Annotated in this window: 26 protein-coding genes and 15 tRNA genes; 4 read left to right on the top strand and 37 right to left on the bottom strand. The window is 43.0% G+C overall.

The genetic code is table 11. The annotated features are described in order from the left end of the window. Positions 1-14: 14 nt before the first annotated feature. Both zwf and QD47_RS24340 read right to left on the bottom strand, forming a co-directional pair. Entirely contained in the window at positions 15-1,571 is a 1,557-nt protein-coding gene (gene zwf / locus QD47_RS24345; protein ID WP_044648541.1) for a glucose-6-phosphate dehydrogenase, read from the bottom strand. Positions 1,572-1,757: 186 nt separating this feature from the next. After that, on the bottom strand, positions 1,758-2,528 hold the full coding sequence (locus QD47_RS24340) for a YwmB family TATA-box binding protein (RefSeq protein WP_044648540.1): 771 nt from the start codon (positions 2,526-2,528) through the stop codon (positions 1,758-1,760). A 244-nt stretch (positions 2,529-2,772) separates the two neighbouring features. On the opposite strand from QD47_RS24340, the gene QD47_RS24335 reads away from it, so the two are divergent. Next, positions 2,773-3,246 carry a hypothetical protein gene (locus QD47_RS24335; RefSeq protein ID WP_044648539.1) on the top strand — a complete coding sequence of 158 codons (474 nt, stop codon included), beginning with the start codon at positions 2,773-2,775 and terminating at the stop codon, positions 3,244-3,246. Positions 3,247-3,392: 146 nt separating this feature from the next. On the opposite strand, the gene QD47_RS24330 is transcribed toward QD47_RS24335, so the two are convergent. The 16 genes from QD47_RS24330 to QD47_RS24250 form a co-directional block, all read right to left on the bottom strand. Beyond that, positions 3,393-4,043, bottom strand: a complete 651-nt coding sequence (locus QD47_RS24330; RefSeq protein ID WP_044648538.1) for a response regulator — start codon at positions 4,041-4,043, stop codon at positions 3,393-3,395. Then, on the bottom strand, positions 4,021-5,100 hold the full coding sequence (locus QD47_RS24325) for a sensor histidine kinase (protein WP_044648537.1): 1,080 nt from the start codon (positions 5,098-5,100) through the stop codon (positions 4,021-4,023). Before QD47_RS24325 ends, QD47_RS24330 begins: the two co-directional genes overlap by 23 nt. A gap of 15 nt (positions 5,101-5,115) precedes the next feature. Beyond that, positions 5,116-5,763, bottom strand: a complete 648-nt coding sequence (gene liaF, locus QD47_RS24320; RefSeq protein ID WP_044648536.1) for a cell wall-active antibiotics response protein LiaF — start codon at positions 5,761-5,763, stop codon at positions 5,116-5,118. Between the two features lie 147 nt (positions 5,764-5,910). Beyond that, entirely contained in the window at positions 5,911-6,615 is a 705-nt protein-coding gene (locus QD47_RS24315; RefSeq protein ID WP_044648535.1) for a PspA/IM30 family protein, read from the bottom strand. Next, positions 6,615-7,103: a PspC domain-containing protein gene (locus tag QD47_RS24310; RefSeq protein ID WP_044648534.1), complete on the bottom strand. Its 489-nt coding sequence runs from the start codon at positions 7,101-7,103 to the stop codon at positions 6,615-6,617. The genes QD47_RS24315 and QD47_RS24310 overlap by 1 nt, the downstream gene beginning before the upstream one ends. A gap of 7 nt (positions 7,104-7,110) precedes the next feature. Then, positions 7,111-7,782, bottom strand: coding sequence for a PspA/IM30 family protein (locus tag QD47_RS24305; RefSeq protein ID WP_044648533.1), 672 nt, complete (start codon positions 7,780-7,782; stop codon positions 7,111-7,113). Positions 7,783-7,866: 84 nt separating this feature from the next. Further along, positions 7,867-8,178 (bottom strand): LiaF transmembrane domain-containing protein, encoded by a 312-nt coding sequence (locus tag QD47_RS24300; protein ID WP_044648532.1) that lies wholly within the window; start codon positions 8,176-8,178, stop codon positions 7,867-7,869. Between the two features lie 130 nt (positions 8,179-8,308). After that, positions 8,309-9,532, bottom strand: coding sequence for an MFS transporter (locus QD47_RS24295; RefSeq protein WP_044648531.1), 1,224 nt, complete (start codon positions 9,530-9,532; stop codon positions 8,309-8,311). Between the two features lie 156 nt (positions 9,533-9,688). Next, positions 9,689-10,240 (bottom strand): TetR/AcrR family transcriptional regulator, encoded by a 552-nt coding sequence (locus tag QD47_RS24290; RefSeq protein ID WP_044648530.1) that lies wholly within the window; start codon positions 10,238-10,240, stop codon positions 9,689-9,691. Between the two features lie 296 nt (positions 10,241-10,536). Continuing rightward, a complete protein-coding gene (locus QD47_RS24285; protein WP_044648529.1) occupies positions 10,537-11,235 on the bottom strand; it encodes an SDR family oxidoreductase in 699 nt (232 codons plus the stop codon). A 529-nt stretch (positions 11,236-11,764) separates the two neighbouring features. Beyond that, entirely contained in the window at positions 11,765-12,337 is a 573-nt protein-coding gene (locus tag QD47_RS24275; RefSeq protein ID WP_044648527.1) for a TetR/AcrR family transcriptional regulator, read from the bottom strand. A gap of 325 nt (positions 12,338-12,662) precedes the next feature. After that, a complete protein-coding gene (locus tag QD47_RS24270; RefSeq protein WP_044648526.1) occupies positions 12,663-13,676 on the bottom strand; it encodes an NADP-dependent oxidoreductase in 1,014 nt (337 codons plus the stop codon). Positions 13,677-14,511: 835 nt separating this feature from the next. Beyond that, positions 14,512-15,591 carry an alkene reductase gene (locus QD47_RS24265; protein WP_044648525.1) on the bottom strand — a complete coding sequence of 360 codons (1,080 nt, stop codon included), beginning with the start codon at positions 15,589-15,591 and terminating at the stop codon, positions 14,512-14,514. 46 nt (positions 15,592-15,637) lie between these two features. Then, the gene (locus QD47_RS24260) at positions 15,638-16,390 is read right to left on the bottom strand and encodes an SDR family NAD(P)-dependent oxidoreductase (RefSeq protein WP_044648524.1); all 753 of its coding nucleotides are present in this window, start codon (positions 16,388-16,390) and stop codon (positions 15,638-15,640) included. Between the two features lie 198 nt (positions 16,391-16,588). Next, a complete protein-coding gene (locus QD47_RS24255) occupies positions 16,589-17,374 on the bottom strand; it encodes an SDR family NAD(P)-dependent oxidoreductase (protein WP_044648523.1) in 786 nt (261 codons plus the stop codon). A gap of 169 nt (positions 17,375-17,543) precedes the next feature. Next, complete coding sequence (locus QD47_RS24250; protein ID WP_044648522.1) at positions 17,544-18,125, bottom strand: TetR/AcrR family transcriptional regulator; 582 nt, start codon at positions 18,123-18,125, stop codon at positions 17,544-17,546. 159 nt (positions 18,126-18,284) lie between these two features. Here QD47_RS24250 and QD47_RS34280 point away from each other — a divergent pair, with 159 nt between their 5' ends. Continuing rightward, a complete protein-coding gene (locus QD47_RS34280) occupies positions 18,285-18,491 on the top strand; it encodes an aldo/keto reductase (protein ID WP_200893509.1) in 207 nt (68 codons plus the stop codon). Here QD47_RS34280 and QD47_RS24245 read toward each other — a convergent pair. Continuing rightward, a complete protein-coding gene (locus QD47_RS24245; protein WP_044648521.1) occupies positions 18,413-19,306 on the bottom strand; it encodes a LysR family transcriptional regulator in 894 nt (297 codons plus the stop codon). The two genes, QD47_RS34280 and QD47_RS24245, sit on opposite strands and share 79 nt — an antisense overlap. Positions 19,307-19,702: 396 nt before the next feature. Here QD47_RS24245 and QD47_RS24240 point away from each other — a divergent pair, with 396 nt between their 5' ends. Both QD47_RS24240 and QD47_RS24235 read left to right on the top strand, forming a co-directional pair. Next, the gene (locus QD47_RS24240; RefSeq protein WP_152643864.1) at positions 19,703-20,293 is read left to right on the top strand and encodes a LysE family transporter; all 591 of its coding nucleotides are present in this window, start codon (positions 19,703-19,705) and stop codon (positions 20,291-20,293) included. Between the two features lie 14 nt (positions 20,294-20,307). Continuing rightward, positions 20,308-20,790: a YbaK/EbsC family protein gene (locus tag QD47_RS24235; protein ID WP_044648519.1), complete on the top strand. Its 483-nt coding sequence runs from the start codon at positions 20,308-20,310 to the stop codon at positions 20,788-20,790. A gap of 388 nt (positions 20,791-21,178) precedes the next feature. Here QD47_RS24235 and QD47_RS24230 read toward each other — a convergent pair whose 3' ends face one another. The 18 genes from QD47_RS24230 to QD47_RS24145 form a co-directional block, all read right to left on the bottom strand. Then, positions 21,179-22,216 (bottom strand): aldo/keto reductase, encoded by a 1,038-nt coding sequence (locus tag QD47_RS24230; protein WP_044648518.1) that lies wholly within the window; start codon positions 22,214-22,216, stop codon positions 21,179-21,181. Positions 22,217-22,594: 378 nt separating this feature from the next. Continuing rightward, the gene (locus tag QD47_RS30210; RefSeq protein WP_052646906.1) at positions 22,595-22,831 is read right to left on the bottom strand and encodes a hypothetical protein; all 237 of its coding nucleotides are present in this window, start codon (positions 22,829-22,831) and stop codon (positions 22,595-22,597) included. Between the two features lie 1,268 nt (positions 22,832-24,099). Next, the gene (locus QD47_RS33790) at positions 24,100-24,231 is read right to left on the bottom strand and encodes a hypothetical protein (protein ID WP_268794270.1); all 132 of its coding nucleotides are present in this window, start codon (positions 24,229-24,231) and stop codon (positions 24,100-24,102) included. Between the two features lie 181 nt (positions 24,232-24,412). Continuing rightward, positions 24,413-24,494: transfer RNA gene (locus tag QD47_RS24215), tRNA-Leu, on the bottom strand. A gap of 11 nt (positions 24,495-24,505) precedes the next feature. Next, positions 24,506-24,580: transfer RNA gene (locus QD47_RS24210), tRNA-Cys, on the bottom strand. 12 nt (positions 24,581-24,592) lie between these two features. After that, positions 24,593-24,664, bottom strand: a tRNA-Gly gene (locus QD47_RS24205). Positions 24,665-24,671: 7 nt separating this feature from the next. Then, positions 24,672-24,746 (bottom strand) — tRNA-Gln (locus tag QD47_RS24200). 12 nt (positions 24,747-24,758) lie between these two features. Beyond that, positions 24,759-24,831, bottom strand: a tRNA-His gene (locus QD47_RS24195). An 18-nt stretch (positions 24,832-24,849) separates the two neighbouring features. Next, positions 24,850-24,923: transfer RNA gene (locus QD47_RS24190), tRNA-Trp, on the bottom strand. 7 nt (positions 24,924-24,930) lie between these two features. Further along, positions 24,931-25,016: transfer RNA gene (locus QD47_RS24185), tRNA-Tyr, on the bottom strand. Between the two features lie 5 nt (positions 25,017-25,021). Then, positions 25,022-25,097, bottom strand: a tRNA-Thr gene (locus QD47_RS24180). Between the two features lie 22 nt (positions 25,098-25,119). After that, positions 25,120-25,192 (bottom strand) — tRNA-Phe (locus QD47_RS24175). Between the two features lie 39 nt (positions 25,193-25,231). After that, a tRNA-Asp gene (locus QD47_RS24170) sits at positions 25,232-25,308 on the bottom strand. A 25-nt stretch (positions 25,309-25,333) separates the two neighbouring features. Continuing rightward, positions 25,334-25,407 (bottom strand) — tRNA-Met (locus QD47_RS24165). A gap of 27 nt (positions 25,408-25,434) precedes the next feature. Then, a tRNA-Val gene (locus QD47_RS24160) sits at positions 25,435-25,510 on the bottom strand. Positions 25,511-25,579: 69 nt separating this feature from the next. Next, positions 25,580-25,651: transfer RNA gene (locus QD47_RS24155), tRNA-Glu, on the bottom strand. A 17-nt stretch (positions 25,652-25,668) separates the two neighbouring features. Beyond that, positions 25,669-25,760 (bottom strand) — tRNA-Ser (locus tag QD47_RS24150). A 3-nt stretch (positions 25,761-25,763) separates the two neighbouring features. Beyond that, positions 25,764-25,839: transfer RNA gene (locus QD47_RS24145), tRNA-Asn, on the bottom strand. Positions 25,840-25,860: the final 21 nt, after the last annotated feature.

The raw sequence follows: 25,860 nt of genomic DNA, 5'->3' as shown, positions 1-25,860 counted from the left end.
AACAATTATCAGGATTACTGAGTGCCGCCTACCCGCCAGATGACATTATCTTCATCCTGGCCGCTGACTGGCCACCATTTGAAGCCATCTTGCTCCAGCAGCTTATGAGCGCCTTCCGGTCCCCATGAGCCTGCAGCATAGGTTTCCAGCGTATCCGGGGCTTGTTGCCATGCTTTGGCGATCCGATCCACGAATCTCCATGCTGTCGCAACCTCATCCCAACGCGTGAAGTACGTAGAGTCCCCTTCAATCGCGTCCATCAACAACCGTTCATAAGCCTCTGGTGAGTTGATGCCGACCATACAGCTTTGGCAGAAATCCATAGCCAGCGGTTCAATATCCGATTCCGAACCCGGCTTCTTGGCATTAATCTTGATGTAAATGCCCTCCATCGGATTCACCCGGATCACGAGCAAGTTCGGTTCCAGCTTATGCTTTTGACCAAGATATACGTTCGTAGGCATGCTCTTAAATTCCACAACGATTTCGGTTGTCTTTACAGGAAGACGTTTGCCGGTACGAATGTAGAAAGGAACCCCTGCCCAACGGAAATTATCCACAAATACGCGTGAAGCAAAATAAGTCTCTGTGCTCGACTGTGGATCAACCTTGTCCTCTTCACGATACCCCGGCAACTGCTGACCGCGATAGCTTCCTTCCGTGTATTGACCACGTACCACATTAGTCAACACATCCTCTGCGGTTTCAAAAGGACGCAGCGAACGCAGCACCTTCACCTTTTCATCACGGATATCCTCAGGGAGCAAACGACTCGGTGGTTCCATTGCAATCATCGTCAGCATTTGCAGCATATGGTTCTGTCCCATATCCCGCAGAGCACCGGAATGATCGTAATAACCTCCTCGTTCCTCTACGCCCACGGTTTCACTAAGCGTAATTTGCACATTGGAAATATGCTTATTATTCCACAATGGTTCAAAGAAGGCGTTTGCGAAGCGGATCACTTCGATATTTTGCACCATTTCCTTACCAAGATAGTGATCAATCCGATAAATTTCTTCCTCTTCAAATACTTCGCGTATTTCAACATTCAGCTCTTGCGCAGATTCCAGGTTATAACCAAACGGCTTCTCAATGACAAGACGATTCCAACCCTTGCCATCCATCATACCGCCTTCTTTGAGACTCTTCGATACGCTTCCAAACAGTTCAGGGGCCAAGGCCAAATAAAACAAACGGTTCCCCGGAATGCTGAATTTCTTCTCTATGGTCTCTGTCTGCTGTCTCAGTTCATGAAACCCTTCGACATTGTTGATATCCAGTGATTTATATTCAAAATGCTCGGCAAATGCCTGCCATTCTTGATCGTTTTCTGCCTTGTAACGGCTAAACTCCTGTATCGAAGCGTACAGGTCATTACGGAATTCTTCCTCTGTGCGAGGGCGTCTCGCTACGCCAATAACGGCAAAATCCTCACCCAGCTTCCCTTCGCGGTACAAGCTGTAGATCGCAGGAAAAAGCTTGCGGCGGGCCAAATCGCCCGTAGCACCAAAAATAAATAACACAGCGCCTTGCATCACAACAGATTCATTATTAGGTATGTCAGCCATGAAGTACCTCATTCTTCCCATGACAAGATTCCGCTTCCACAACCCTCGAAATCCGCATGTAGTATTGTGTATATTTATTCAAGATCATACTTGATTTTCGACAAACATGGAACTGAAGATTTGATGACATTTTAGCATATTCAGCATGGATAAGCTATCCGATGAATCATAAATTTACCTTATAAGTCAGTATTCTATCGTAATCAGCGGAAAACCGATCGTAATACGAGTATCCTGATGCTCCTCATCTTCATGCACAGCCATCTGCATATGCACCTGATGCTCACCACTTTGAACTGCCAGAGGCAGCTTCGGTGCTTCATAGGATACAGCTACCGTCGTCGCATCTGTATATCTTTCTTTTGCCTTCATGGACAAGCTTCCTGCTAAACGTGTCTCTGTCAGCTTCATCAGTTGGTCCACGGGCTCATTTGAATGCAGCGAATGCTGAATGGACGTATTCCATACTGCTTGTACTCCCACAGCCGCCAATTGTTCAGCACAAAGCTCATGCCGCCGGATTAACTGCTCACGTCCTGCATTGCTACTCTCCAGTTGAACGACCGTATACCATTGACCAGCTAGCTGTTCCATCACGTTTAAGCGGATTTTCAGTTCTCCGCTACTGCCAACAGATCGATACACCGTGTGTCCATTTTCCTCGGCCTTGCTTACGGCGGGAATATTCAGTTGATCGGCTATCCGGGCCGCCATGGCTGCCGGATCATCACCGTAAGAAGTCCAGTTACCTTGCCATTTCACAACCAGCTTATCCAGTGTACCAGGAGCCTGATCCGAGACAGTCAATACAGAGCGCAACTCCGTTCCTGCCTTGCGGGAATACGAGTCATATTCAGTCGTTTGAAACGTCCCGTAACGCCAGCCTACCAGTAACAGCAACGTTCCGAACACCGCAATAACTACCATCCCTTTTTTGATGACCTCTGCTTTTAACATCATGGTTCCTCCCGCTCCACTAGCATCCGATTCCTGCAGGCACATTCTGGATGTTTTTTTCGGCTGGCTTGGATTCTATTAATCTATCAATAGCTTTCCCGTTGCAAGAGGTTTTATACACGCAAGAAGCAGAAGAACATCTTTTAAAAAATTCGTTCACCTGCTGGGTGTTCGACCATACATTATAGGCATTGTGAGAATAGACTATGATCACAACGTATCTTATACAGAAAGAGGTGAAATCATGTTTCCCATATATCCTGTAAATGAAGCCAATGTGGCACCTCATGGTGGACGATTGGTCTGTGCTGTTCTGCATGACGGAACACGACATGTTGGTATTCTCAGCGGGTGTGGCAAAGGCAAGTTGATGTTAAACGGATATCCATCCTCCTTTTCCAACAATCTCAATGCCGGAAACTATAATAACAAGGGAAAACAGGAAGCCAAGAAGATATCCTCTAAAAAGAAAAAACGAAACTCTAAAAACAAAGCACGTTCCTCTGCCAAAATAAACAGCTTAATCAAACCTCGCAGTGAGCCCTTAAGTCCGTCCTTTCCCTATGACACAGGTGGATTTGCCGGAAATAGCTACGGTGGATATGGAAATGGTGGACCAGGCTATGGCCGCGGATATGGTAGTTATGGTGGATATGGATACGGAGCTGGACTTGTGCTGGATTTGGCCTTAATCGCCTTTCTGTTCTTACTTATTTAAATACCGTTTTCAAGAGCACAAAAAAACCGGAGAACTAATACAAGTCTCCGGTTCATTGTATTTCCCTATTTAAATTGTGGAACCTGTTCAACAGCGTAGAAGTGCTCCACTCTTTGGTATCTCATAGTATCAGTCCGTTCTACACGCTACTCTGCTAATCCGTTTTTGTAGGCATAGATTGCCGCCTGTGTGCGGTCCTCCACTCCCAGCTTGGCGAGAAGGTTCGTGACATGAAATTTCACAGTCTTGATCCCGATGATCAGCTCATCAGCAATATCCTGATTGGATTTACCCTGTGCCAACAGCCGGAGCACTTCCATTTCACGATCCGTCAGTTCCGCATGCGCAGGCGCTTCAGCCTGCGGCTGGCGAAATCGATTCATCATCTTGGAAGCCACCTGCGATTCCAGCACGGACTGTCCGCGTGCCGCTGCACGGATCGCATCCGCAACCTCGGATGCACGGGAGGTTTTGAGCAGATAGCTAAACGCGCCCGCTTCAATAACCGGATACATTTTTTCATCGTCCAAATAACTCGTCAGTACGATGACCTTCGTCTCTGGAAGCAGGCGTGTCACTTGGCGAGTCGTCTCGATTCCATCCATGCCGTCCATAACCAGATCCATTAAAATCACGTCCGGCTTGTATTCCGTAGCCAGTCGTATGCCTTCTTCCCCGCTCCCGGCCTCGCCTACCACTTCAATGCCTTCTTCCGTGCCCAACACCGCCGCCAGACCAATCCGCACCATTTCATGGTCGTCTACCAGCAGTACGCTAATCGGCAATTCCGTTTCCATGATCATCGTTCCTTCCGCTTTCATCATTTATAACTGGCACCGATACCTCAATTCGTGTTCCTTTCCCCGGAGCCGTTATATACTGGATAGCTCCCCCAATCTCGCTGACCCGCTCCTGCATCGTGGACAATCCATACGAAGTCTGCTTTTTCTCATCCAGCTCGAATCCAATTCCGTTATCCCTAATCGTTAACCGAACGGAATCTGGGCGTTGCACGATACGAATCTCCATGCGGCTTGCTTTGGCATGACGCAACGTATTAGACATAGCTTCCTGAACGATGCGAAACAAATGGTTCTCAATGCCTTTAACCAACTGTACTCCGCTCTCCATCTCAAAATCAATCTCCATGGGAACCTTGGCCTGCAATTCCTGTATCAAATCACGCAATCCCTGTTCCAGCCGCTTGCCTTCCAAATAAACAGGTCGTAAATGAAGCAGTAACGCCCTCATTTCGGATTGCGCCACCGAGGACATTTCTTCAATCAATGCAACCTGACGCTGCGCCTTATCAAAATCCTTATCCAGCGTCCTGCCTACAGCCGTCGCCGTCATCGAAATGGCAAACAATTGCTGCGACACTGCATCATGTAGCTCCCTCGCCAATCGCTGCCTTTCCTCGACAATCGCGGTCACTCTGGCCTGCTCTGCCAGCTGTGCATTGTTGGTGGACAGGCGTTGCAAAGAAGTAACCTGCTCTTGCCATTTGTGCCCGATTCGCTCCAGTTGCTCACCCAGCCTGCCCAACTCATCATGACCCAGTGGCGGCAGCTCCCGGGCAGGGGTCCCCTTTTCCCACATCAGCAGCGTCTCCCGCAGCTTTTCCAGCCTGCTTTTGAAGCGGTAGCTCTCATAAAAACCGTATATTGCCCCGGTGCCAATCAGTACCATGACGACGGCTCCCACAAATTTCAATATCATTCCCCAGGTTGGGAACGACTTCACATATCCATATGTATACAGCATATAAAAAACAACTACGCCCACAACAACACACAGGAGGATACCTTCACCCATACTGCGGGTTACCATGTTGGACGTTTTTTTATGATTCATCCCGGCTCCTCCTGATCAATAAAATCGGACGCGCACATCGCCCGCCAAATACGAAATGACAAACTTCACTTTATATTCACTCTGCGCATAATTAGGTGACTTCCAAACCAGACGATTGAGCATACCCGCCTCATGATCACGGTCAAATTGAATCTGCCCGAACAACACGAACATCTCCACCTCTACACCGTAATTATCCGGTAGTGTGATGTCAATATCACCGAAGATCCCCTGCAAAAATATGACGGGTTCACGTTCTTCCGGAAGTGCCAACGTCAAATCAGCATCCACATCCCCAACCACATGCCATATACTTGTGCTGCGCAAGCTCCACGGCACTTCGTCCCATTTATGATTGGATATAAAATTGTGCTTGAATATCGAGCTTTGACCCTTATGCAGCTTTCTTGAACGTGAATAGAATACAGCTAGCGACCCTAGGGTTACTACCACAAAAAGAAATAAATGATCCAGTACGAGTAGCCCTGCCCCAATTGCGAGCATTGTATAGCCCTTTTTGATTTTGGAATTACGAATCTTATATATACCGGCCAACATCAGGATCAGTGCAGCCACGGAGAGGAAGCCAATCCACTGACCGAATAAAATGATAATCCCGATTGCGATACCTGCCAGTGCCAAGACTGATTTCCTTTTCTCCATGCTGCACCCCCTTTATTTATACAGGAAGGAAAAGCCATAGTGGCGCGACATTCCGCCATATGGCTTTTCCGAACCATACAGATTGAGCACTATAATTGACCAGTGTCCATTCCATACAGCATATCATAATGTCTTATTTTCGAGTAGTCAGTCCTTCTTTATATCTACTGGTTTAGCACCCGTTTGAATTTTGGATTTGAGCTGTTGAAGCTGCTCATCCACTTTGAACTGTTTTTCAGCCTCTGCCGGATTGACATACGCTTCTCCCGGAGCTTGACGGTAAGGGGCACGCAGCACGTCAGCTTCTGCTTCCATTTGCATGATTTTTTCTTCCATGCGGTGAAAGCCCAGCGAAGCAGATCCGCTTTCAATCGTGTGCAGACTGTTGATTTGCGACATTTGTTTTTTGGCTTTTGCCATTTGAGCGCGGGATACCAGCTCATTGCGCTTGTTGCGCATTTTGTAGAACTCATCCTTCATCTCGTGAAGCTGTTGCACCAATTCTTTGGCTTGAAGCTCGGCTTGCGTGTGCAGGTCGCGGTATTCATCTTGTTTTTGTGTAAAATAGATCTTTTCGCCCAGCAGCTTGCGCGCTACTTCCTCCTGTCCGTTCTGCAATGCAGATTCTGCTTGTTGTTCACGCTCATTAGATACTCTTACCGCTTCGTCCAAGCGCTGTTTCATGCGACGTTCATTTGCCATTTGCTTGGCAACCGTTACTTCTGCCTCGTGAATTTCCGCCTCCATATCGCGCAGATATTGGTTTAGCATAATAATCGGGTCTTCCACTTTATCCAGCACTTCATTCACCGATGCTCTTGTCATATCCTTCATTCTTTTAAAGATTCCCATTATTTACGATCTCCCTTCTCGAATTGCTCTACTTTTTTGCGTAACTCTGCCAACTCTTTTTTCATTGCTTTTTTCTCGATATCTTCCATCATGGAATCCAGATCACTGTTAGGACCTGTGTTAAATTTGGATGAATGACGGGCATCTTGACCAAAAGATTGGCTCGGATTACCATATGCTCCGCCCTGATTATAACCAGCTCCCGGTCCGTACTGTGAACCGGTGCTGTTCCCGCCATAATATCGTGAATCCTGTTGATTGTAAGGCCCGCTGTTGGGACCAAATCCTCCATCATAAGGAGATCTCGGCTCCTTGGAGATAACCAGCGCCGCAATCACATACAGCATAAATGTGGTTCCTGCTGTTATAAAGAAACTGATCACAACCAGAATACGAATCCAAGTTGAGTCCATCCCTGTTGCATCAGAAAGACCGCCGCATACACCTGTTAATACTCTATCCCGGTTTGATCGGTAAATTCGGGTCATAATCAACTTACTCCTTCCCGCTGTTGTTCAGCTTGCTCTTCAGTCTCGCCCACTCTTGTTCGAGCAGCGATTCGCCGCCATGGGCATCCTGCGTGTGACCGCCTTCTCCCCGCCGCAAATCACGCAAGCTCAGCGTTTCTGCTTCCATATCGGCTACCCGATCTTCCAAGCGGTTGAACATTCGGGGAACATTTCGTCCACCGTATGTACCTGCCCGTTCGTTCATCTGCTGCTGGAGTCTCAACGTTTGTACACGTGCCGCATAATACTGGCGCTTACTGTTTACCGTTTGATATTCCGTTTTTAAGGTATCTAGCTGATGCTCCAATTCACGTAGCGATTCACGGCTCTGCTCCCACAGTTCTCTATACTGCTCTTCTTTTTCTGCATACAGCATTTTTTCCTGAAGGGCCAGCTTTGCAATGTGTTCTTCATCTGCCTTTAAAGCCAGCAGCGCCTGTTCCTCCCGTTTAATCTGCATGGACACTGCGTGATCCAGCTGTTGCTTCATCTGTCTTGTGTGCACTGCGTATTGCTGATGAAGCTTTTCCGCTTCTGCAATATCCTTGCGGGTGTTATACAAGAACTGGTCAATCAGTTGTATCGGATCTTGACTTTGTTCCAAATGCTCATTGAAGGTTGCTACGGTAATATCACGCATTCTACGAAACACACTCATTTGCGTCTGCTCCTTTCACATTTCGTATTTTCATATCTTCATACTTTGTTTCTGTAATTCACATTACCCGTGAATCCATCAATCTCAGTAACGTCTTCTGCGGTCACTCAGCAGTGAAACACCGAATATGATTAACCCAATTGCCAGCAGCGGCCCCAGAAGCCATGACAGTTTGCCGAGTAAAACCAGTACCCCGATTACAAGTACGATCCATCCGAAGACCACATTTCCTCTTTTCACACCGTAGTAACCTAGCATGATCATCGCTATCGGGATTAAGTAACCGATCAAGTGTCCTACAAAGTAACCGAAAAATGGAGTAAACTTACCGAGCAGCATAATCGAACCCAATACAATCAGTACAATAGCCAACCCATTCCCTTTGTTAACTCTCATCATCTCTCACCGCCTTTCACTGTGTCTTGCTTATGTCCTTATTGTACGCTGATCCGGAGTTCGCCAAAACGGACCCCAGACGGTTTTTGAACCTAGACCTAAGTCGGGGGTGCATACAGACCTGCGGCTATCACCCTCTATGTTGTTCTGCCGCATGGGCTGTTGGTTGTTGCTCACCCGCTTGCTTGGAGCGTAGTGAAAGGACGAGACAAGCCAGTAACGCTATAGCTGCAACCATATAAGGCAAGTTAATATGAACATCAAACAGCAGTCCTGCAATCAGTGGTCCGATCACATTACCCAAACTTGTATAAGATGAGTTCATTCCAGCCACAAACCCCTGCTCATCCCCGGCCTGCCGTGACAAGGATGTGCTTACAGCCGGACGAAGAATGTCCATCGCCAGAAAAATGATAAAAGTGGTCAACATAATCATGGCGTACTGCTCGGCAAACAGTGTCAAAAAAATAAATAATCCCGCAACAGCCAAACAGATATGAATGATCTTTTTCTCGCCAAAACGATTAATAATCCAGCCAAATATAGTCGCTTGGACAACTGCCCCCAGAATGGAACCTGTGGTTATAATGATGGCAATATCCATCGGCGTAAAACCATATTTATGATCTACAAATAATCCGAACACCGTTTCAAAGTTAGCCAGCCCAAAAGCAACCACAAACACAATGATCAATCCCATGAAATAAGGAGAACGATACGACTTGGCAAATTGCTGCAAAAGGTTTTCCTTTTGCCGTGGAAGCTCTCTATTATACCGTTGCTTTTCCTTGCTTAAGGATTCGGGTAGCACTAGCAAAGACAAGATAGCGGCTATCCCAGCAGCTCCCGCGGCTGCAAAAAAGGGAATACGTATTCCGTACGTGGCCAGCAAACCACCAATGCCTGGTCCGATAATAAACCCAGTGTTAATCGCCGCATTAATCATCCCCATTCCCCGGCCTCTTTCCTCGAATGAGGTCACGTCAGCGACATACGCCATAATAGAAGGAGTAAGCAGTGCGGCCCCCGCTCCGCCCATGATTCGAGCTACAAACAAGGTAGGTACCGAACTAGCCAGTCCAAAAACAAGCTCGGACAACATAAAAATAAACATACCCGAAACGATCAATTTTTTACGTCCATAACGATCAGACCACTTGCCCGCCAATGGTGATAATAAAAGTTGTGTCAGGGCAAAAGCCGCGACCATCAGCCCCATCGAGGAACCATTCATTCCCAGCTCGCTTATAAATTTAGGTAATACGGGAACAACCAATCCAATCCCCATGAATGCCAAAAAGATGTTAAGCATCAGTAACAGCATGGCTCCCCGATTTCGTGTCAGCATAGACATGTTTCAACCCTTCCTTTTCCAGTGTATCTTTTATTATTTATCATTTCTTAAACTTACTTATCGTATCTTCAGGAACAATAAAACTTAAATTGTTTTATCAGTTTTCTTATAAAAAATCACCTCTTCAAATATATAATATATTGTTGAGGCCATTTTCTATTTTTCGACCAGTCCAAATAACAAAATATCTACAATAGAATAAATAGCCTCCTCTACCGTCACGCTGTTATCCAGAAAAAATCGCTGATCAAACGTTAAATTTATAGAATCAATAATAAGTCTCATGATGAGAGCCTCGTTTTTATTTACAATAATCCCTTCCTGTATGCCCTGCTGGATTAATGTTCTGATCTGGGGCCAATCATTCAAATCGGTATGCACCCTTTTCCAATGCTCAGGATAATATTTTTTCATTTGATCCAGGATTCGTAAATCATAAAAATCATTATATTGCGGTATGACCCTGATCGACTGCTTAATCTTCTCTAGCAAAGTTAATTGGTCGTTTCCGACAATTTGCTCGGTTTTTCGAATCATATCATCATTCGTACGTTCTATAAGCGTTTCTAAAATGAGTGTTTTGGACGAAAAATGCTCATATAAGGTACGCTTACTAATAGCGAGTCTTTTCGCAAGATCATCCATGGTAAATTTCAAACCACTTTCATGCGCTTCCTCCACAAAAGCTTCTAAAATCCTATCCTTCATATTCATCCCTCATTCCTTTACACTCAATAAAACCATAAATGTTTTTTCAGTACCAACATCCTACTACATAATTAAAGAACCCGTCAAATTTACATTTCTCTAAAAACATAAATATAATACAAAGGATGATAAAATGCTTTAAGCATCTTATCATCCTTTGTGTATACTGGTGAGAGGACTCGAACCTCTACGGTTTCCCACTCGATTTTGAGTCGCACCTGCTATTTCTGCTGCTTCCTAATGAATGAAATGTAGATTCCTTCCTTTCCTTCAACAAAGAAATTCGTAAAAACACCTTAGGTTAGCTGTGGGTATATCGCGGCAACACCGCCGGCAAGACCGCTTTGGACAGTGCGGCTCACGTTGTCGGCGATAATTTCAAAACTATCGGACTCTAAACCATTGATAGCCAATTTTGCAATATCCGCAGGATTGGATTTGGGAGCTTCAATGCCTGCCGTCATGTCTGTGTCCATAAATCCCACATGCAAGCTAGCTACCCTCACTTTTTGAGGATACAGATTTAAGCGCAGTGCGTTTGTCATTCCCCACTCTGCCGCCTTTGCAGCCGTATACGCGCCTTCACTTCCCATACTAACCCAAGATAATACGGAAAGAATATTCAGAATTGAACCCCCGCCATTCTTTGCAATAATAGGTGCGAAAGAACGAACCATGGATAATGTACCAAAGACGTGTGTATTAAACTCCAAGTGTATTTTATCGAGATCTCCGTCAAGCAAAGAAGCGCCTGTAGACGTGCCTGCATTATTGATCAGAAGCGTAACATCCTTAGCTGCCAGAATAGCTGCAGATACCTCTTGAGGATTGGTAATATCAAGTTTTACAGGTGTTACACCGGGAATGTCAACGGAATCCGGATTTCTTGCACCAGCATAAACCTTAGCCCCTCTGGATAGAAGTTCAATTGCAAGTTGACGACCAAGACCTCGGTTCGCACCGGTGACAAAGGCGACTTGTTCAGAAATATTCATTTTTTATGCTCCTTTAGTTGTTTTTGGGTATAACAGAACATCTTACTCTTCTGAGCTATTCATCATGCCATTAATGCAATTAATGAAGTTAGCTACTATAAACAGATATATAGAACGTTCATTCTACAATTTTCAAAAAACTATCTTTCATCAAGTTGAGCTTCTATACTCATCACCTCATAGTTAAGCGTATGAATGGATGTTGAACGCTCATTCGTTACATGGTATAGCTATAGGGAAAAGAGGAGGTTCAACTATACGAGAACGAACATTCTAATAAAGCAAAAAAATAAATACTACCATCGAAATCAGAGGAGAATTCACCATTCTGCTGCCTCTAATATACTTGAGTAAAACGAGCCCTTTCCCTTTATCCAATGGCTCCTTGCCATTCCATTTCCCTCCCATCACCAATATATCATATTGAGAACGATTGGTAAATAATTCACTTCTAGCATAAGTCATTATTAAAGTACCACTGATCTTCGCTATTCAGATCAGCGGCTTTAAGATTCGTATTTTTTCCTTTTCAATCTAAAATGCTCAGTGTGGTATTAATAATACCCGATAACTTCTCTTGATTGGTTGCTGTTTTGACCATCGTACGTAACCCTAACCAAGCATTCATAAAGTAATGAGAAAGGGCTTCAGGGTCAAGCTGAGCTTCAAATTCACCTGTTTGTTGACCAATAAGAATGAGATTATATAACAACTTCTCCGTTTTTGAATAGCTATCTTCAACTAAGGAGGCAACTTCTGGATCTAACAATCCCAGTTCCACACCCGAATTAACGATGAAACACCCTTGAGGGTCTCCTTTTTTCTGTAGAGTGGACTCAAAAAATTGTCGCATTAATTCCTTAACCGGTTCTTGCTTGTCAACCAATAATCTCATTTTGTTGTTTTGAATAGCCTCGTATCGTTGGAGTGCATTCATAAATAAAGCATGCTTATCGCCAAAAGTATCATAGATGCTTTTTCTGTGAATTCCCATAAAGTCGACTAATTCTTGCATCGAGGTTTTCTCGTACCCTTGCATCCAAAAGAGTTGTATCGCTTTATCTAATACTTCATTAACTTCAAATTCTTTATATCTTGCCATTTCCATCACCTCATGCATTCATTATACATTTAAGTAGATGATCGACAATCTTGAGGGTAAAACGCGAAAAAAATCAAGCGTGCGCTTTCAAGCCTTGAAGTATATTCGAAAAACCGAAAAACAGTTCGATTTATCAACTTTATGTTGTTGTTTCTCCCTCTTGTATAGTCATAAGAATCTTTCCTTGAGTTGTCCCTTTAACGCCCGCTACATATGTTTTGATCAATACTTGATGTTTGTTTATCTAGGAATAGGCAAATCGTTGATGTGAGCTTCTAGCTTTTTTGAGTAGTCGTATATTTGTACTGCTTTCATCATTTTCTCTTTAAAAATTAATAATCACCTTCCCTTTTGGACGCCCATTTGCGACTAGTTCTAGCGCTTCATTAACGTTGCCTATGGTAAATAGTGTTGGATGAATCGGTGGAACAATGTTGTTTTTTTCAATGATTTTGGTAATCTCCTTTAGTTGTGCACCGTCAGAACGAACGAAGATAAAGCGGTAATCCACGTCGTGTTTCTTGGCTTTGTTGTCATACTTTGCGCCAACCACAGAAAATAGCTTTTGTTTCCACCATGGAAAGTTATTGTCTTCTGCGAAACGTCTATTGGGTCCTGTACGGAGAGAGAGCAATCTTCCGCCCGGTTTAATGATTTTTAATTCATTGTCAAATTCTTCGGCTCCCAAGGTATCAATCACATAATCGACATTCGACAACAAGTCAACATAGTTTTCTTTCGTGTAATCCAAATATTGATCTGCACCAATTTCCAAAGTGCGTTCGCGCGCTTGTGCGTTGCCACTGACAATGACATTTAGACCCATTGCCTTTGCGATTGGGACAGCCATTTGACCAAAGCTACCCGATCCACCTGGAATGAAAACAGATTTACCGGACTGTGCCTCAAGTTCTTCATGTAGACCTTGATACGCTGTGAGTCCAGTCAGTGCTGCAGCAGCGGCTTCCACGTAGGATAAGTTTTTTGGCATGGGGGAAATTGCGGCAGCGTCAATTGCGGCATATTCCGCAAAAGCACCAATTTTTTTTAGTGGGAGACGTGTATAGATATCGTCTCCTACGTAAAAGTTTGTCACATTTTTTCCGACTTTTTCGATAACGCCTGCCAATTCATTACCAAGCGTTAATGGGAAATCATAATCTTGAATCAGTTTCACGCTACCTGTGATAACCAACATTTCAAGCGGATTGACCGCTGCAGCTTTTACCTTTACCAAAACTTCGTTGTCAGCAATCTCTGGAATTGGAATGTCATTGACTTGGGCGTGGATTTTTTTTGAGTACTTGGTGATCTGAGCTGCTTTCATGAGTGTTTTCATTTTTAAATCAGCATCCTTCCGTTGAGTTACCTTCATTGGGTTTCTTGTATTTTTTCAAAGTAGCGATAAGACAATAGTTTTCACTATTTCAATAGAAAAATGAGCACGATACTATACAGAGAACCAAACTAATCGTTACATGAATGCTATTGCTAGCTTCGGGTGCAGATGGATCAAAACACAAAAACCAGTGCTTGACAAAAGATATGGATTTATACGAAAAGCCACCTATTTCTATAATGTTGTAAGTCCTACCCAACACTGATGCGAATCCATCTGTATCATGAGCTGCGTGAACAACCGTTAACGAATATCCAGAGGCTGTCCAATAATTCCGAAGTTCTTCATATAGAAGCCTGGGCTAGAGGCACCTATCCCAACCCCTCCCAACTTGCCATTCCAAAGTGTATATAACTCGCAAAGGTTGCAACGACTCCAGAGCCATCTGGAACTTGACCGCTGAAGCCGGTGTTCCCGTACTCAATCGGTGGAACAGGCATTAAGATCTACATCGGCCCATAGCGTCCGAATGCAGTAAAAGCCTACCAGTACAGTGCAATTCATGCGTCAAGCACTGATTTTTAGATTGATCCAAGAAACTATACAAATATAATTTTATTTGACCTGAGGTTTTTTTCTCATAACATTGATGACTCACAGATAAATTTATGGCGTACAATTTTTTAGTTGTACGCCATTTTTAAACACTACTGTCTATATTGTAGTTTAAGTTTAAAACTACTTTGTTATTTCCTCTATTTCGTTTAAAAAATAGAGAATCACTTCCAGCTTCAAGCTGGTTGTGAAGCGTTGATATTTGCCATATAAGCTATACTTACCCCTTCTGAGATTCTAATTCTTTCAATGTAGGATAATCCGTATAGCCCTTGCTTTCACCACCATAAAATGTTGCAGGATCTGCTTCATTTAATGGAGCGCCTGCTTTAAGCCGTTCCACAAAATCTGGATTAGCCAATGACCATACCCCAATAGGTGTTAAATCAGCAAGACCACTATCGATATCAACGCTAAGATTTTCCAGTGCCCGTCCAGCCCGATTGACTAACAACGGATTCTTCCATAGAGATCGAATGTCTTGAAGCAGTTCTTCGTTTCCGAGGTGCATAATATGAAGGTAAGCCAAATTTAATTTAGCTAATTCTTGCGTCAGGTAACGATAAAGATCAGGACCTTGTTCACCATCTTGAATCCCACCAAGAGGAGTTCCTGGAGAAATACGGAAGCCAGTTCTCTCTGCCCCAATCTCGTCAACGATGGCTTTTGCTACTTCAATCGCGAAGCGAGTACGATTTTCTATAGAGCCACCATATTCATCCGTCCGTGTATTCGAATTTTCTCCGATAAATTGGTTAATCAGATAACCATTTGCTCCATGAATTTCAACACCGTCAGCTCCTGCTGCAATAGCAGCCGCCGCAGCTTTACGATAATCTGCAATGGTCGCTTGAATGTCTTCTTTACTCAACTCACGTGGTACGGGGATATCCTGCATGCCTGTAGCCGTAAACGTTTCTACTCCTGGTGCAATTGCAGAAGGTGCAACCGGCTGCCGATGATGAGGTGTATTGTCAGGGTGCGATATACGACCGGCATGCATTAATTGGATATAAATATACCCGCCTGCTTCATGCACTGCATCGGTAACCTTTTTCCACCCTTCAATATGCTTTTCCGTATAGATCCCAGGTGTCCTTAAGTAACCTTGACCATCATCTGAAGGTTGTGCACCTTCCGTAATAAGAAGTCCTAAGGATGCACGTTGAACATAATAAAGTGCAGCCAACTCTCCAGGTGTACCATCTTCTTGCGCTCGACTACGTGTCATTGGTGCCATCGCTAATCGATGAGGCAATTCAATGTTACCAATTTTTGTTTTGCTCCATAATTTCTCCACTTTTATTCCTCCTATTTAAATGAGTTGCACGGATGTACAATTGGATTTAAAATTCTGAAATTACCGGATAGATTTGCCCTCTCAAATTGAAATTATAGTTCTGGTCTACAATTCCTACCACTTCGTTACTATCATAAAGATCCACCATGAAGCCCGCCATTTGCTTCGCAGTGTGATACTTAGGCATGTTTGCTTTAAAATCAAATTCTTCAGCATCTATTGATTTTTTCGCAAATTCCGTTTCCGTTATGGCGGGTGCTAAAACTTTTGCCTTCATTTTCGCACCTTTCAGTTCTAGTTCTTTTGCAAGCCCTTCGGTGAAGGCACTAACATAATATTTAGATGCAGAATAAGCAACACTGCTAACGGCAACAGCATAACCAAGTGCTGAAGATACGTTAATTAACTGAGTTCCTTCTATATCAGCATAATCGTGTGCATATAGAGTAGAGAGAATTGTTAAGGTTTCTATATTAACACGCAGCATAGCTTCAACTTTATCTAAATTCTGATCCACTACAAAAGAGGATTCACCAAGCCCGGCATTATTAATCCAAGTCTCAATTTGATACTCCTTTAAATCGCTATACAGGGTGTAGGCCTGATCAGGAACCGACAGGTCACTTGTAAGAATAACAACGTCTAAATCTGAATTTATTCCTTGAATTTTTGATTTAAGCTCTTCTAATTTTTCCAATCTTCTAGCTACAATAATCAAGTTTTTGCCACGAGACGCAAAGGCCAATGCTGTCTCATATCCTATTCCTGAGCTCGCTCCTGTAATAACTGTGTACTTCATACGATTCTCCCCCTTTTAAAAAAAATTATTTAGATAATTGAAGAATGATCATTCAACTTTAGTTAAAAAAATAACAGTTAGATCTAACTTGGTCTAAGCATAGCATTTTTAGAATGATCAGTAAAGTATTTTTAATAAGAGGTGACCAATAGACCGTCAGCAGATTTAGCATTGCTTTGGATGTTATAGAAAATCAGGTCAATGCCCTGTTCTGTTTTGGGTGAATCTAACCATACGGGTCACCAATTTGCGTGGCAGTAATCGTGGAATGAACTTCATTAATCGGTTGCGAGCCCCTGGCATTATGAATGTCTTGCCGCGTAAAAAGCCTCGATAACCTTCCTCAGCTACCTGCCCGGCCTCCATGATAGCCCCATTCTGGAACAGTTTCGAGGCCCCCATACCCGAACGATCAACGAAGCCGGTTGATGTCAGACCTGGACATAGTGCCGTCACAGTCACGCCCGTTCCGCTCAATTCGTTTTCAAGAGCCTCGGTGAACGACAGCACATACGCCTTCGTTGCGTAGTAAACTGACATCATAGGTCCCGGAAAAAAAGCCACCAATGAAGCGACATTCATCACGCCTCCTTGGCCGCGTTTAACCATATCCGGCACGAACAACTTTGTCATAATCGTTAGGGCCTTTATATTGACGTCAATCATATTCGTCTCTTCCTCTAACTTCGTCTCCAAAAATGTCCCAAATAAACCAAAACCAGCATTATTGACAAGATAGTCGACGACGATCCCCTTCTCCTTGAGCTCCGCGAAAATCTCCTCCGGCACACCGTGCGACGCGACATCCTTGGCGATGACCGTCGCTCGGGTGTCATATTTTTTTTTGTATTCTTTACCAAGCTCCACAAGCTTACTCTCACTACGCGCCACCAGCACCAAATCATATCCATCCTTCGCGAAACGATCCGCCAATTCTTTTCCAATCCCGCCAGATACTCCAGTGATAAGTACAGTTTTTCTCATCTTACAAGTTCTCCTCTATTTTTTAGTATTAACCGTTTTTCAGCATTCAATAAGATTATTGATTTGAATGTTCGTTCTCCATATAAAAGACCTCTGATAGAGAGCGGCATGGAGAGATTATACATACAGGAACGATTATTCTAGTAATGTGAAAAAAATATTAATCAAATCATTTTTCTAAAAGCTGCATTGATATGTTGGCTATGCGGTGAAGTTTCTCTCTGGGAATCGAGGTTCTTGCCATACTCCTTAATCCAACTCCTACATTATGCAGATACTCTGCCAATTCCCCAGCATCGTAATCAGAGCTGAATTCACCGTCTCGTTGCCCCCAAAAAATTATTTCCTTGAGTAGTTGCTCTTCTGTTGTAAACGCCTCAGTAGACTTTTTATTAACATCGGCATCGCCCACTGCCAATTCGACCGCCGAATTTACCATTAAGCAGCCGGAAGGCGAGTCCGTTTCCCCACAGATCAGGATGCCAACAATAAATTGGAGGGGGGCTTCCGTTGCAGTCTTGGAACGTTTAACTCCTCTTGTAAGAGAGGCGTTGACTTTACTTTCATAACGATCCATCGCCTTTAGAAAAAGCGTATGCTTGTCGCCAAATGTGTCATACAAGCTTCTGCGATGGATGCCCATATGCTCAACCAAATCGGACATGGATGTTTTCTCGTAGCCCTGTTCCCAAAAAAGTTGCATCGCCTTATCCAATACCTTGGTCTCATCAAACTCCTTGTTTCTTGACATTTCAGTTCCCTCCTTCTTAAGAATTTAACATATCGGGAACGATCAGTAAAGAAAAAGCATGTTAAATACGTTTGTAGCCTCCCCACCATTATGCTCTCATGTGGATCAAATCAATCTCACAGCTCAAAATAATGGAGCAATCAAGCTGAAGAGGATAGTTTGCGAAGACTTCAAACCGATTATATCGATTTGCATCAACTACACCGACCTGATGTTCATACCAATATTGAAAAAACTCTTGATGCGCTTACGGATCTGGTCAGAAAAGGGAAGAATACTGCCTTACATTATACAGGTAGCAAAATTAATTCTTTCATCAGTCGAATGAATAATTCCATAGAGGAGCTTATCCACTTGTTTTTATGATAAGCACAAATTGCTGTGATTTTTTGTGTGTCAAGCTCTGTTTTGAGTTTTATCAAAGATTTATTTTTCAATTCTTCTTCGACTGTAAATTGCGGTAGATATGCCACCCCTAAATTACTTATCACACTCTGTTTAGTTGCTTCAATACTTGATAACTCAAGGGTGTTGTCAAGTACAATACCTTTATCTTTCAAGTATTGATCAAACATTTGCTGGAAAATGCTATCTGGATCATTATTGATCAAGCTGACCGATTTTCTTTGGTTTCCTTGCAAAAAATCCCTTTGATTGATTGGTAAGTTAGGCGAAGCAATTAAGGCCATGCCCAAATTAACAATAGGTTCAGTTAATATTGTTGGAGAGTACCCACCCACATCATAATGCACTGCAATATCTGCTCCACCGTTAATGATTTGATCTCTTATTATATAACAATTTAATGCTTGTAACGATAACTTTACGTTAGGAGCCTGTTCTTTAAATGCTCTAAGTACAGGCTGCATCTTATAGATTAATAGCGACTCAGGCATGGCTACTTTTAGTGTACCGCTCATTTCGAGAATGCTTTTACCATAATTACTGATTTGCTCGGAAGATTGAATAATCGTATCAATGTAAGGTAAAATATCCTTCCCCGCTTGTGTTAGGATCATTTTTCTTCCAATTCTTTCAAATAATTCCACTGATAGTTCTTGCTCTAATTGTTGTATCTGGAAGGTGACTGTGGACTGCGTATAATTGAGTTTACGTGCAGCATTTTGAAAGCTTCCAGTCTCCAAAATTGTTTTAACAGTGTTAAGATGCTTTAATTCCATAGTTATTGACCCCTAAATATAATTCGATTTAATCGAATTTTAATATTTGCAATATCAATTTAATTAATATTTAGTTTGCAGAACTTTATCATAAGTGAAACAACCTGTCAAGGGGATGTAAGGAATAAATGCGCAAGCAAGTTGTTTGAAATAAAACCCAAAGAAATATAATAGAATCTATCCATTTGCTTAATGGTGTACCGTCAGTCCATGACTTGGTTCTCGCAGATCTCCATTCCATAATTCAATAATATTGAATCATAAGTTTTATTATTTCGATTTTTTTAATATTTTTATTTGTGGTATCGTTTCATAAAGTGGAGCAACCGATCAGGGAGGTTATAAGGAATAAAATAGATCTTCACTTTAAATGATATTGAAAGAAGGTTTATTTAGGTGAGTGCAGTAATGTGGGTATCTTTCTTGTCTTATGCAATTACAACAACTCTTTCGCCGGGCCCTAATAATATATTAGTTTTAAATGCAATTAGCAACAATGGAATGAAGCGAAGTAAACAATTGATATTTGGAGTCTATTTTGGTTTTTTTAGTGTGATGGTCATATGTGGAATGTTTAGTGTAGTCCTCGCGAAGTATATACCTACTGCAATGCCATATATGAAGTACATTGGCTGTGCTTATATTTTGTGGCTTGCTTATTATACGGCAATAAGCAAGCCATCCAGCTCCGATGCCGAGGAAGGCTCTACTTCATTTATGCGTGGCTTTATTCTGCAATTTGTAAATGTAAAAATAATTTTATGGGGAATTACGATATTTACAGGCTATGTTCTTCCGTATTATTCATCATTTGCAGCGGTAGCCAGTTTTATTGTTTTGGCTACTATTATTGGTGATGGAGCAACACACCTATGGGCGATAGCCGGGGTAATCCTGCATAAAATCATAAATAAGTATTGGCGCCCAATTAATTTAATGATGGCATTGCTACTGGTTTACAGTGCATTAAGTTTAATATTGAAATAAAAGGAGATTGGATTATGTCATTTGAAAAGGTTCGAAGCTATTTCGAAAAGCTTAACATGGGAGACAGAATCAAAAATTTTGATAGTTCCTGTGCCACGGTCGAACAGGCGGCAGAAACAATAGGTGTAGTTCCATCTCGTATTGCAAAAACACTGAGTCTAAGAAAAAATGATGGCTGTATGCTTATTGTGATGGCTGGAGATGCCGGGATTGATAATAAGAAATTCAGACATTTTTTTGGACTCAAAGCAAGGATGTTGACCGCTGATGAAGTGATGGAACAAATAGATCAACAGGTTGGTGATGTATGTCCATTTGCAATTAAAGAGGATATACCAGTATATATTGATATTTCTGTTAAGCGTTTCGACTCCCTTTTTCCCGCTTGTGGAAGTCCGACAAAAGTCATCGAACTTTCTCCTGATGAATTATTTACCTATGGACACGCTATTGCATGGATTGATGTGTGTAAAGGCTGGGATTTATACCATCAGTAGTAAGCCATAAAATTCATTATGCATGGTTATATTAGCAGCCTATTTTTTTGGGGGTGGCTTCTCAAGGCGTACGCTCTCCTTAAGCAGCATATCAGGGGGTTCGTGCACCATGTCCGGGTATTCTCAAGCTTTCTCAAAGTGATTTTCATCCAAGCGACCACGACATTCAATCTGTTACATGTGACCTGTTTCGAATGTCCCTCCTGAGACACCTTACACCTGCCATTCTTATTACCAATGCCAAAACACCTCCAAAGTTTGTCTGGGAAGTAATCTTTTGAAGGTGTTTTGGCTTATCTCACACTGAAGGTCATTTCCTCAACCTAAAACTTGCTCTCTTCCATAAAATTATTCCCTTTTTGCTGCTTTCAAATGTTCCATGACGTGTTTACCCATTGATTCTACGCTTGTCTGCTTGTAACCAATCGGGGGTCCATCCTTTTTCCATCGCATCCAGGGTCACTCCTGGCGGAACAATCGCATCTATCGCATCAAGTACATCATTGCTCAATCGAACGTCACTGCCCTTTAAAGTTTCCTGGAGCTGCTCGATCGTTCTAGCCCCAATGATGGCTGAAGTTATGGAAGGATGAGATTGTGTAAAGGCCATGGCCAGATGCGGTAAAGTTAACCCCGCTTCATCTGCAAGTGTTTGAAGCTTTGCTATGATTTCAAACTTGGTCCGGTTTTCTTCCCGATTAGGGTCGACAACAGATTTTAAGCTTCCCGCAAAGGTGGCTGCTCTTGAATCGGAGGAGTACGATTCCCCAAATCGGTATTTACCAGTTAATAGACCACCCGAAAGTGGACTCCAAACCAAAACGCCTATTCCGTATTTTGCTGTGGCAGCAAGCAAATCGAATTCAATACTTCGGTTTAAAATGGAGTACGGGGATTGCTCAGAGACAAAACGTGCTACATTTTTACGTTCGCTAGTCCATTGAGCTTCTGTTACTTGCCATGCTTGAAAGTTCGATGTGCCAATGTAGCGAATCTTCCCTTCTCTGACCAGATCCGTAAGCGCATCAAGAGTTTCTTCAATATCGGTATGAACATCCGGCAGATGTAGTTGATACAAATCGATATAATCGGTCTGGAGTCTTCGTAAACTATCCTCTACAGCTCGTTTAATCCAATATTTTGAACTTCCGGATTGGTTGGGTCCACTGCCCATGGGAAAACCACCTTTAGTGGCCAGAAGGATATCCTCCCTGCGTCCTTTTAGTAGTTCACCTAAAATTTCTTCTGCTTGACCACTTGAATAGACATCGGCTGTATCGATCAGGTTCACTCCTGCAGCCAGAGCTTCATCCAAAATGGGTTCACACTCTTTCTTCGTGTTGTTACCCCAAAAACCAAATGTACCTGTACCTAATACAAAACTGCTTACTTTAAGGCCTGTACTACCTAATACACGATATTCCATCTTCACTCATTCCCTTCAGCTCGATAATATTTAAACGAAAAATTTCTTTAGTACGGCAACCTCATTAGTTTTCTTTTGCAAACCGATTAAGCCTATAACCTCGCTGTTATCGTTTAATGCTACCCAAAAATCCCCTTCTTCGTTTATATAGTTTGATTGAATATCAAGAATATCGGGTTGTTCCTGCCAGTACCTTTCTTAATCAAAGAACTAATGGATAAATGTCCAACAAATACTCTCAGAGGAAGCAAGCGTTCGTGTAAATTAAGGATATAGTTTTGCAAGCCTGACATGGCGATACCTGAATTTCCGAACATGGGATTGGACTCATAGCGGAGAGATCGCTTGTAAATAGAAGTGTCCCTTCGTCTCGTTCCATTATTCTGGAATGATTTGTCCTGCAGTATTAATGCCTCCGATGACTACGTTGTTAAAAATTTGAAGAACGCCCTCATCAGTCGTATCAAGAACAGGCGTCACAGAAACATTTCCACCATATGGGCTAAATTCCACAACATTAATGGAACCAAACGTATTCTTGATTTGTTGAAAAGCCCTAGTAAGCTGCATTTTGTTTGTAATATCAGCAGCAAAACCCTGTGCTTCAATCCTCATTCTATTTAGCTCCGCAGCATCTTCTCCTGTGTTCTTGAAACCATAGCAATACGGAATTCGCGTCTTCTAAAAGTCTAAGCCAATGAGAAACCAAGACCAGGTCCAGCACCAATTATCGCAATTGTTTTCAACTACTAACCTCATTTTTTCTAGACATTAAATTGAATATAGGTTCCTTTCATCTAGTCAGCCTAGCATAGAGTTCTATCTATTTATTTAGACTTTGACAGGTTCCTCCTTGTTTAATACTCCTGCAAAATTAAAGAATGATCATTCTAAAAAGTATTCAGGTAGCTATTCCATGTAGGGGGGCAACTGTGTGCTCTTTAAATTCTTCACTTCTTCCGTTGCATTTCCCTAGCTCGCATCATCAGTATAACATATATAGAACGATCGGTAAAGAAATGGTTTTTTATAGTGCTTTGTTCATCAACAATGCTTACAATTGACGTTTGCCTCTAAGGAGTAACTGAACAAATCTTGTCAAACTGCCTTGAATGAATAGACTCCGGCGAAAAAAAAGACACTGACTTTAGGCTGGTTTACTTCCTTGTTTCGCAGATTTTATTAGCCTTAAGGCGACGTCACTTTAAGATGTAGATTATCCTTTTCCCGACTTTCTGCCATATGCATAATATAGTTTTTAAAAGGAGTGTCAGCGTGGGCTTCATTCCAGAGTTGATAGCCTTCTGAGACAAGCAATTCACGCATTTGTACAGCATCCGCTCCGGACAAAAAAAACTGGTTGATCAATCCACTAGTATTCCCATGGTCTGTAATTCCGAATCCTTGAACATTTCAAATTCTGGAGATTCAGATAATCGCCTGTAGTATTTAGAATACCATAATGACGCGGAAGAATTGTCACTAAAATGATCAAACTGTAAGAGGTTTGGATCAGAGGCACCAGAATTTTCTGCCCAAATATCTACATTCAAGCGATTGGCGGAGCAATCAAGTGTATGATCTGACACAGAGTAGTGCAACGTTCCGAATAAATGCGGATAGACGGAAAGCGCACCTCCGGCAATATCATAAATTAATTCCCCCCGTCATCATCCATTGAGGCAATATCCTGCAAATGACTATGACCACTCAGTACAAGACGTAAACCAGCACGCCGCAAGATATCCATGGCCTCGCAAGTTGTTCGTGTTGTTCCTCGCTCAGCTTTGGTGGCTTTCCTGGTGAATGCTTCATAGGAAGGACTTCCAATCCGTAGGTTTGGTATAAATTCCAATACTTGCTAATAGTCTGGCGAACCAGACCTACGTATGTGCAATTTCAGTAAACGACTGTCCTTCGAGGTGAAGGCGGACAGCCAAATAGCGTTCATATAGCCGTTTGTCATGGGTATGCTTCATGGCTTCGTTTATTTGATCCATTTCGGATGAACTCATGTGTTTCCCCACCTTACATTTGGTCTTACTTTCTATTACCCAATTGAAGGATCGTTAAAGTACTTTTTATATAGAATGCAGTTCAAAAGTTTCTTCAGCTCAGGCAATGAACTGGGTACTGAAAATCACATAAAAAAGTCCATTAGAGCAATATCTCTAATGGACTGTTAATTAATAATTATGGTACCGGCGAGAGGACTCGAACCTCCACGGTTTCCCACTCGATTTTGAGTCGAGCGCGTCTGCCATTCCGCCACGCCGGCATATTCAATTATGGAGGCGCCACCCAGATTTGAACTGGGGAATAAAGCTTTTGCAGAGCTTTGCCTTACCACTTGGCTATGGCGCCAGAGTATTACAAAGCGGACGACGGGAATCGAACCCGCGACCCTCGCCTTGGCAAGGCGATGCTCTACCGCTGAGCCACGTCCGCATTAAGATGGCTGGGGATATAGGATTTGAACCTATGCATGACGGAGTCAAAGTCCGTTGCCTTACCGCTTGGCTAATCCCCATTAAAGGTAAAGGGCGACCGATGGGGCTTGAACCCACGAATGCCGGAGTCACAGTCCGGTGCGTTAACCACTTCGCCACGATCGCCGCAAAGACAAAAAAATTTGGCAGGGGCAGCAGGAATTGAACCCACACCAACGGTTTTGGAGACCGTTGTTCTACCTTTAAACTATGCCCCTATAAAACTGGTGGAGGATGATGGATTCGAACCACCGAACCCGTAAGGGAGCAGATTTACAGTCTGATGCGTTTGGCCACTTCGCTAATCCTCCAAAAATGGTGCCGGCGAGAGGACTTGAACCCCCAACCTACTGATTACAAGTCAGTTGCTCTACCAGTTGAGCTACACCGGCACATAAATTATTCAATTAAAAGTGGCTCGGGACGGAATCGAACCGCCGACACGAGGATTTTCAGTCCTCTGCTCTACCGACTGAGCTACCGAGCCTTATTCTAAGGCTCTTCGACAAACATTGTATTACTAAAATGGCGGAACTGACGGGATTCGAACCCGCGATCTCCTGCGTGACAGGCAGGCATGTTAGGCCTCTACACCACAGTTCCAAGGGTATTTCCTAAGGGAAATTAATTGCGGGGACAGGATTTGAACCTGTGACCTTCGGGTTATGAGCCCGACGAGCTACCGAACTGCTCCACCCCGCGACAATAATAAGTATTCAATTTTCCAAGTGGTGGAGGCTGAGGGGCTCGAACCCCCGACCCTCTGCTTGTAAGGCAGATGCTCTCCCAGCTGAGCTAAGCCTCCACAACGCAACACTTCACATATTATACCATTAAAAGCTTTTTATTTCAAGCTCTTTTATAAAATAGTTAATGACCCGTAGGGGAATCGAACCCCTGTTACCTCCGTGAAAGGGAGGTGTCTTAACCGCTTGACCAACGGGCCATACAATAAATAATATCTGGCGGAGAGAGAGGGATTCGAACCCTCGAGACGCTTTTGGCGCCTACACGATTTCCAATCGTGCTCCTTCGGCCAACTCGGACACCTCTCCATATGGCTCCCCGAACAGGACTCGAACCTGTGACAACTCGATTAACAGTCGAGTGCTCTACCAACTGAGCTATCAGGGAATAATAATCATTTATTCAAGG

It is taken from the genome of Paenibacillus terrae (assembly GCF_000943545.1).
GTDB lineage: Bacteria > Bacillota > Bacilli > Paenibacillales > Paenibacillaceae > Paenibacillus > Paenibacillus terrae_A.
The sequence above is the reverse complement of the archived record's forward strand: the minus strand, read 5'-3'. Positions and strand labels throughout refer to the sequence as shown.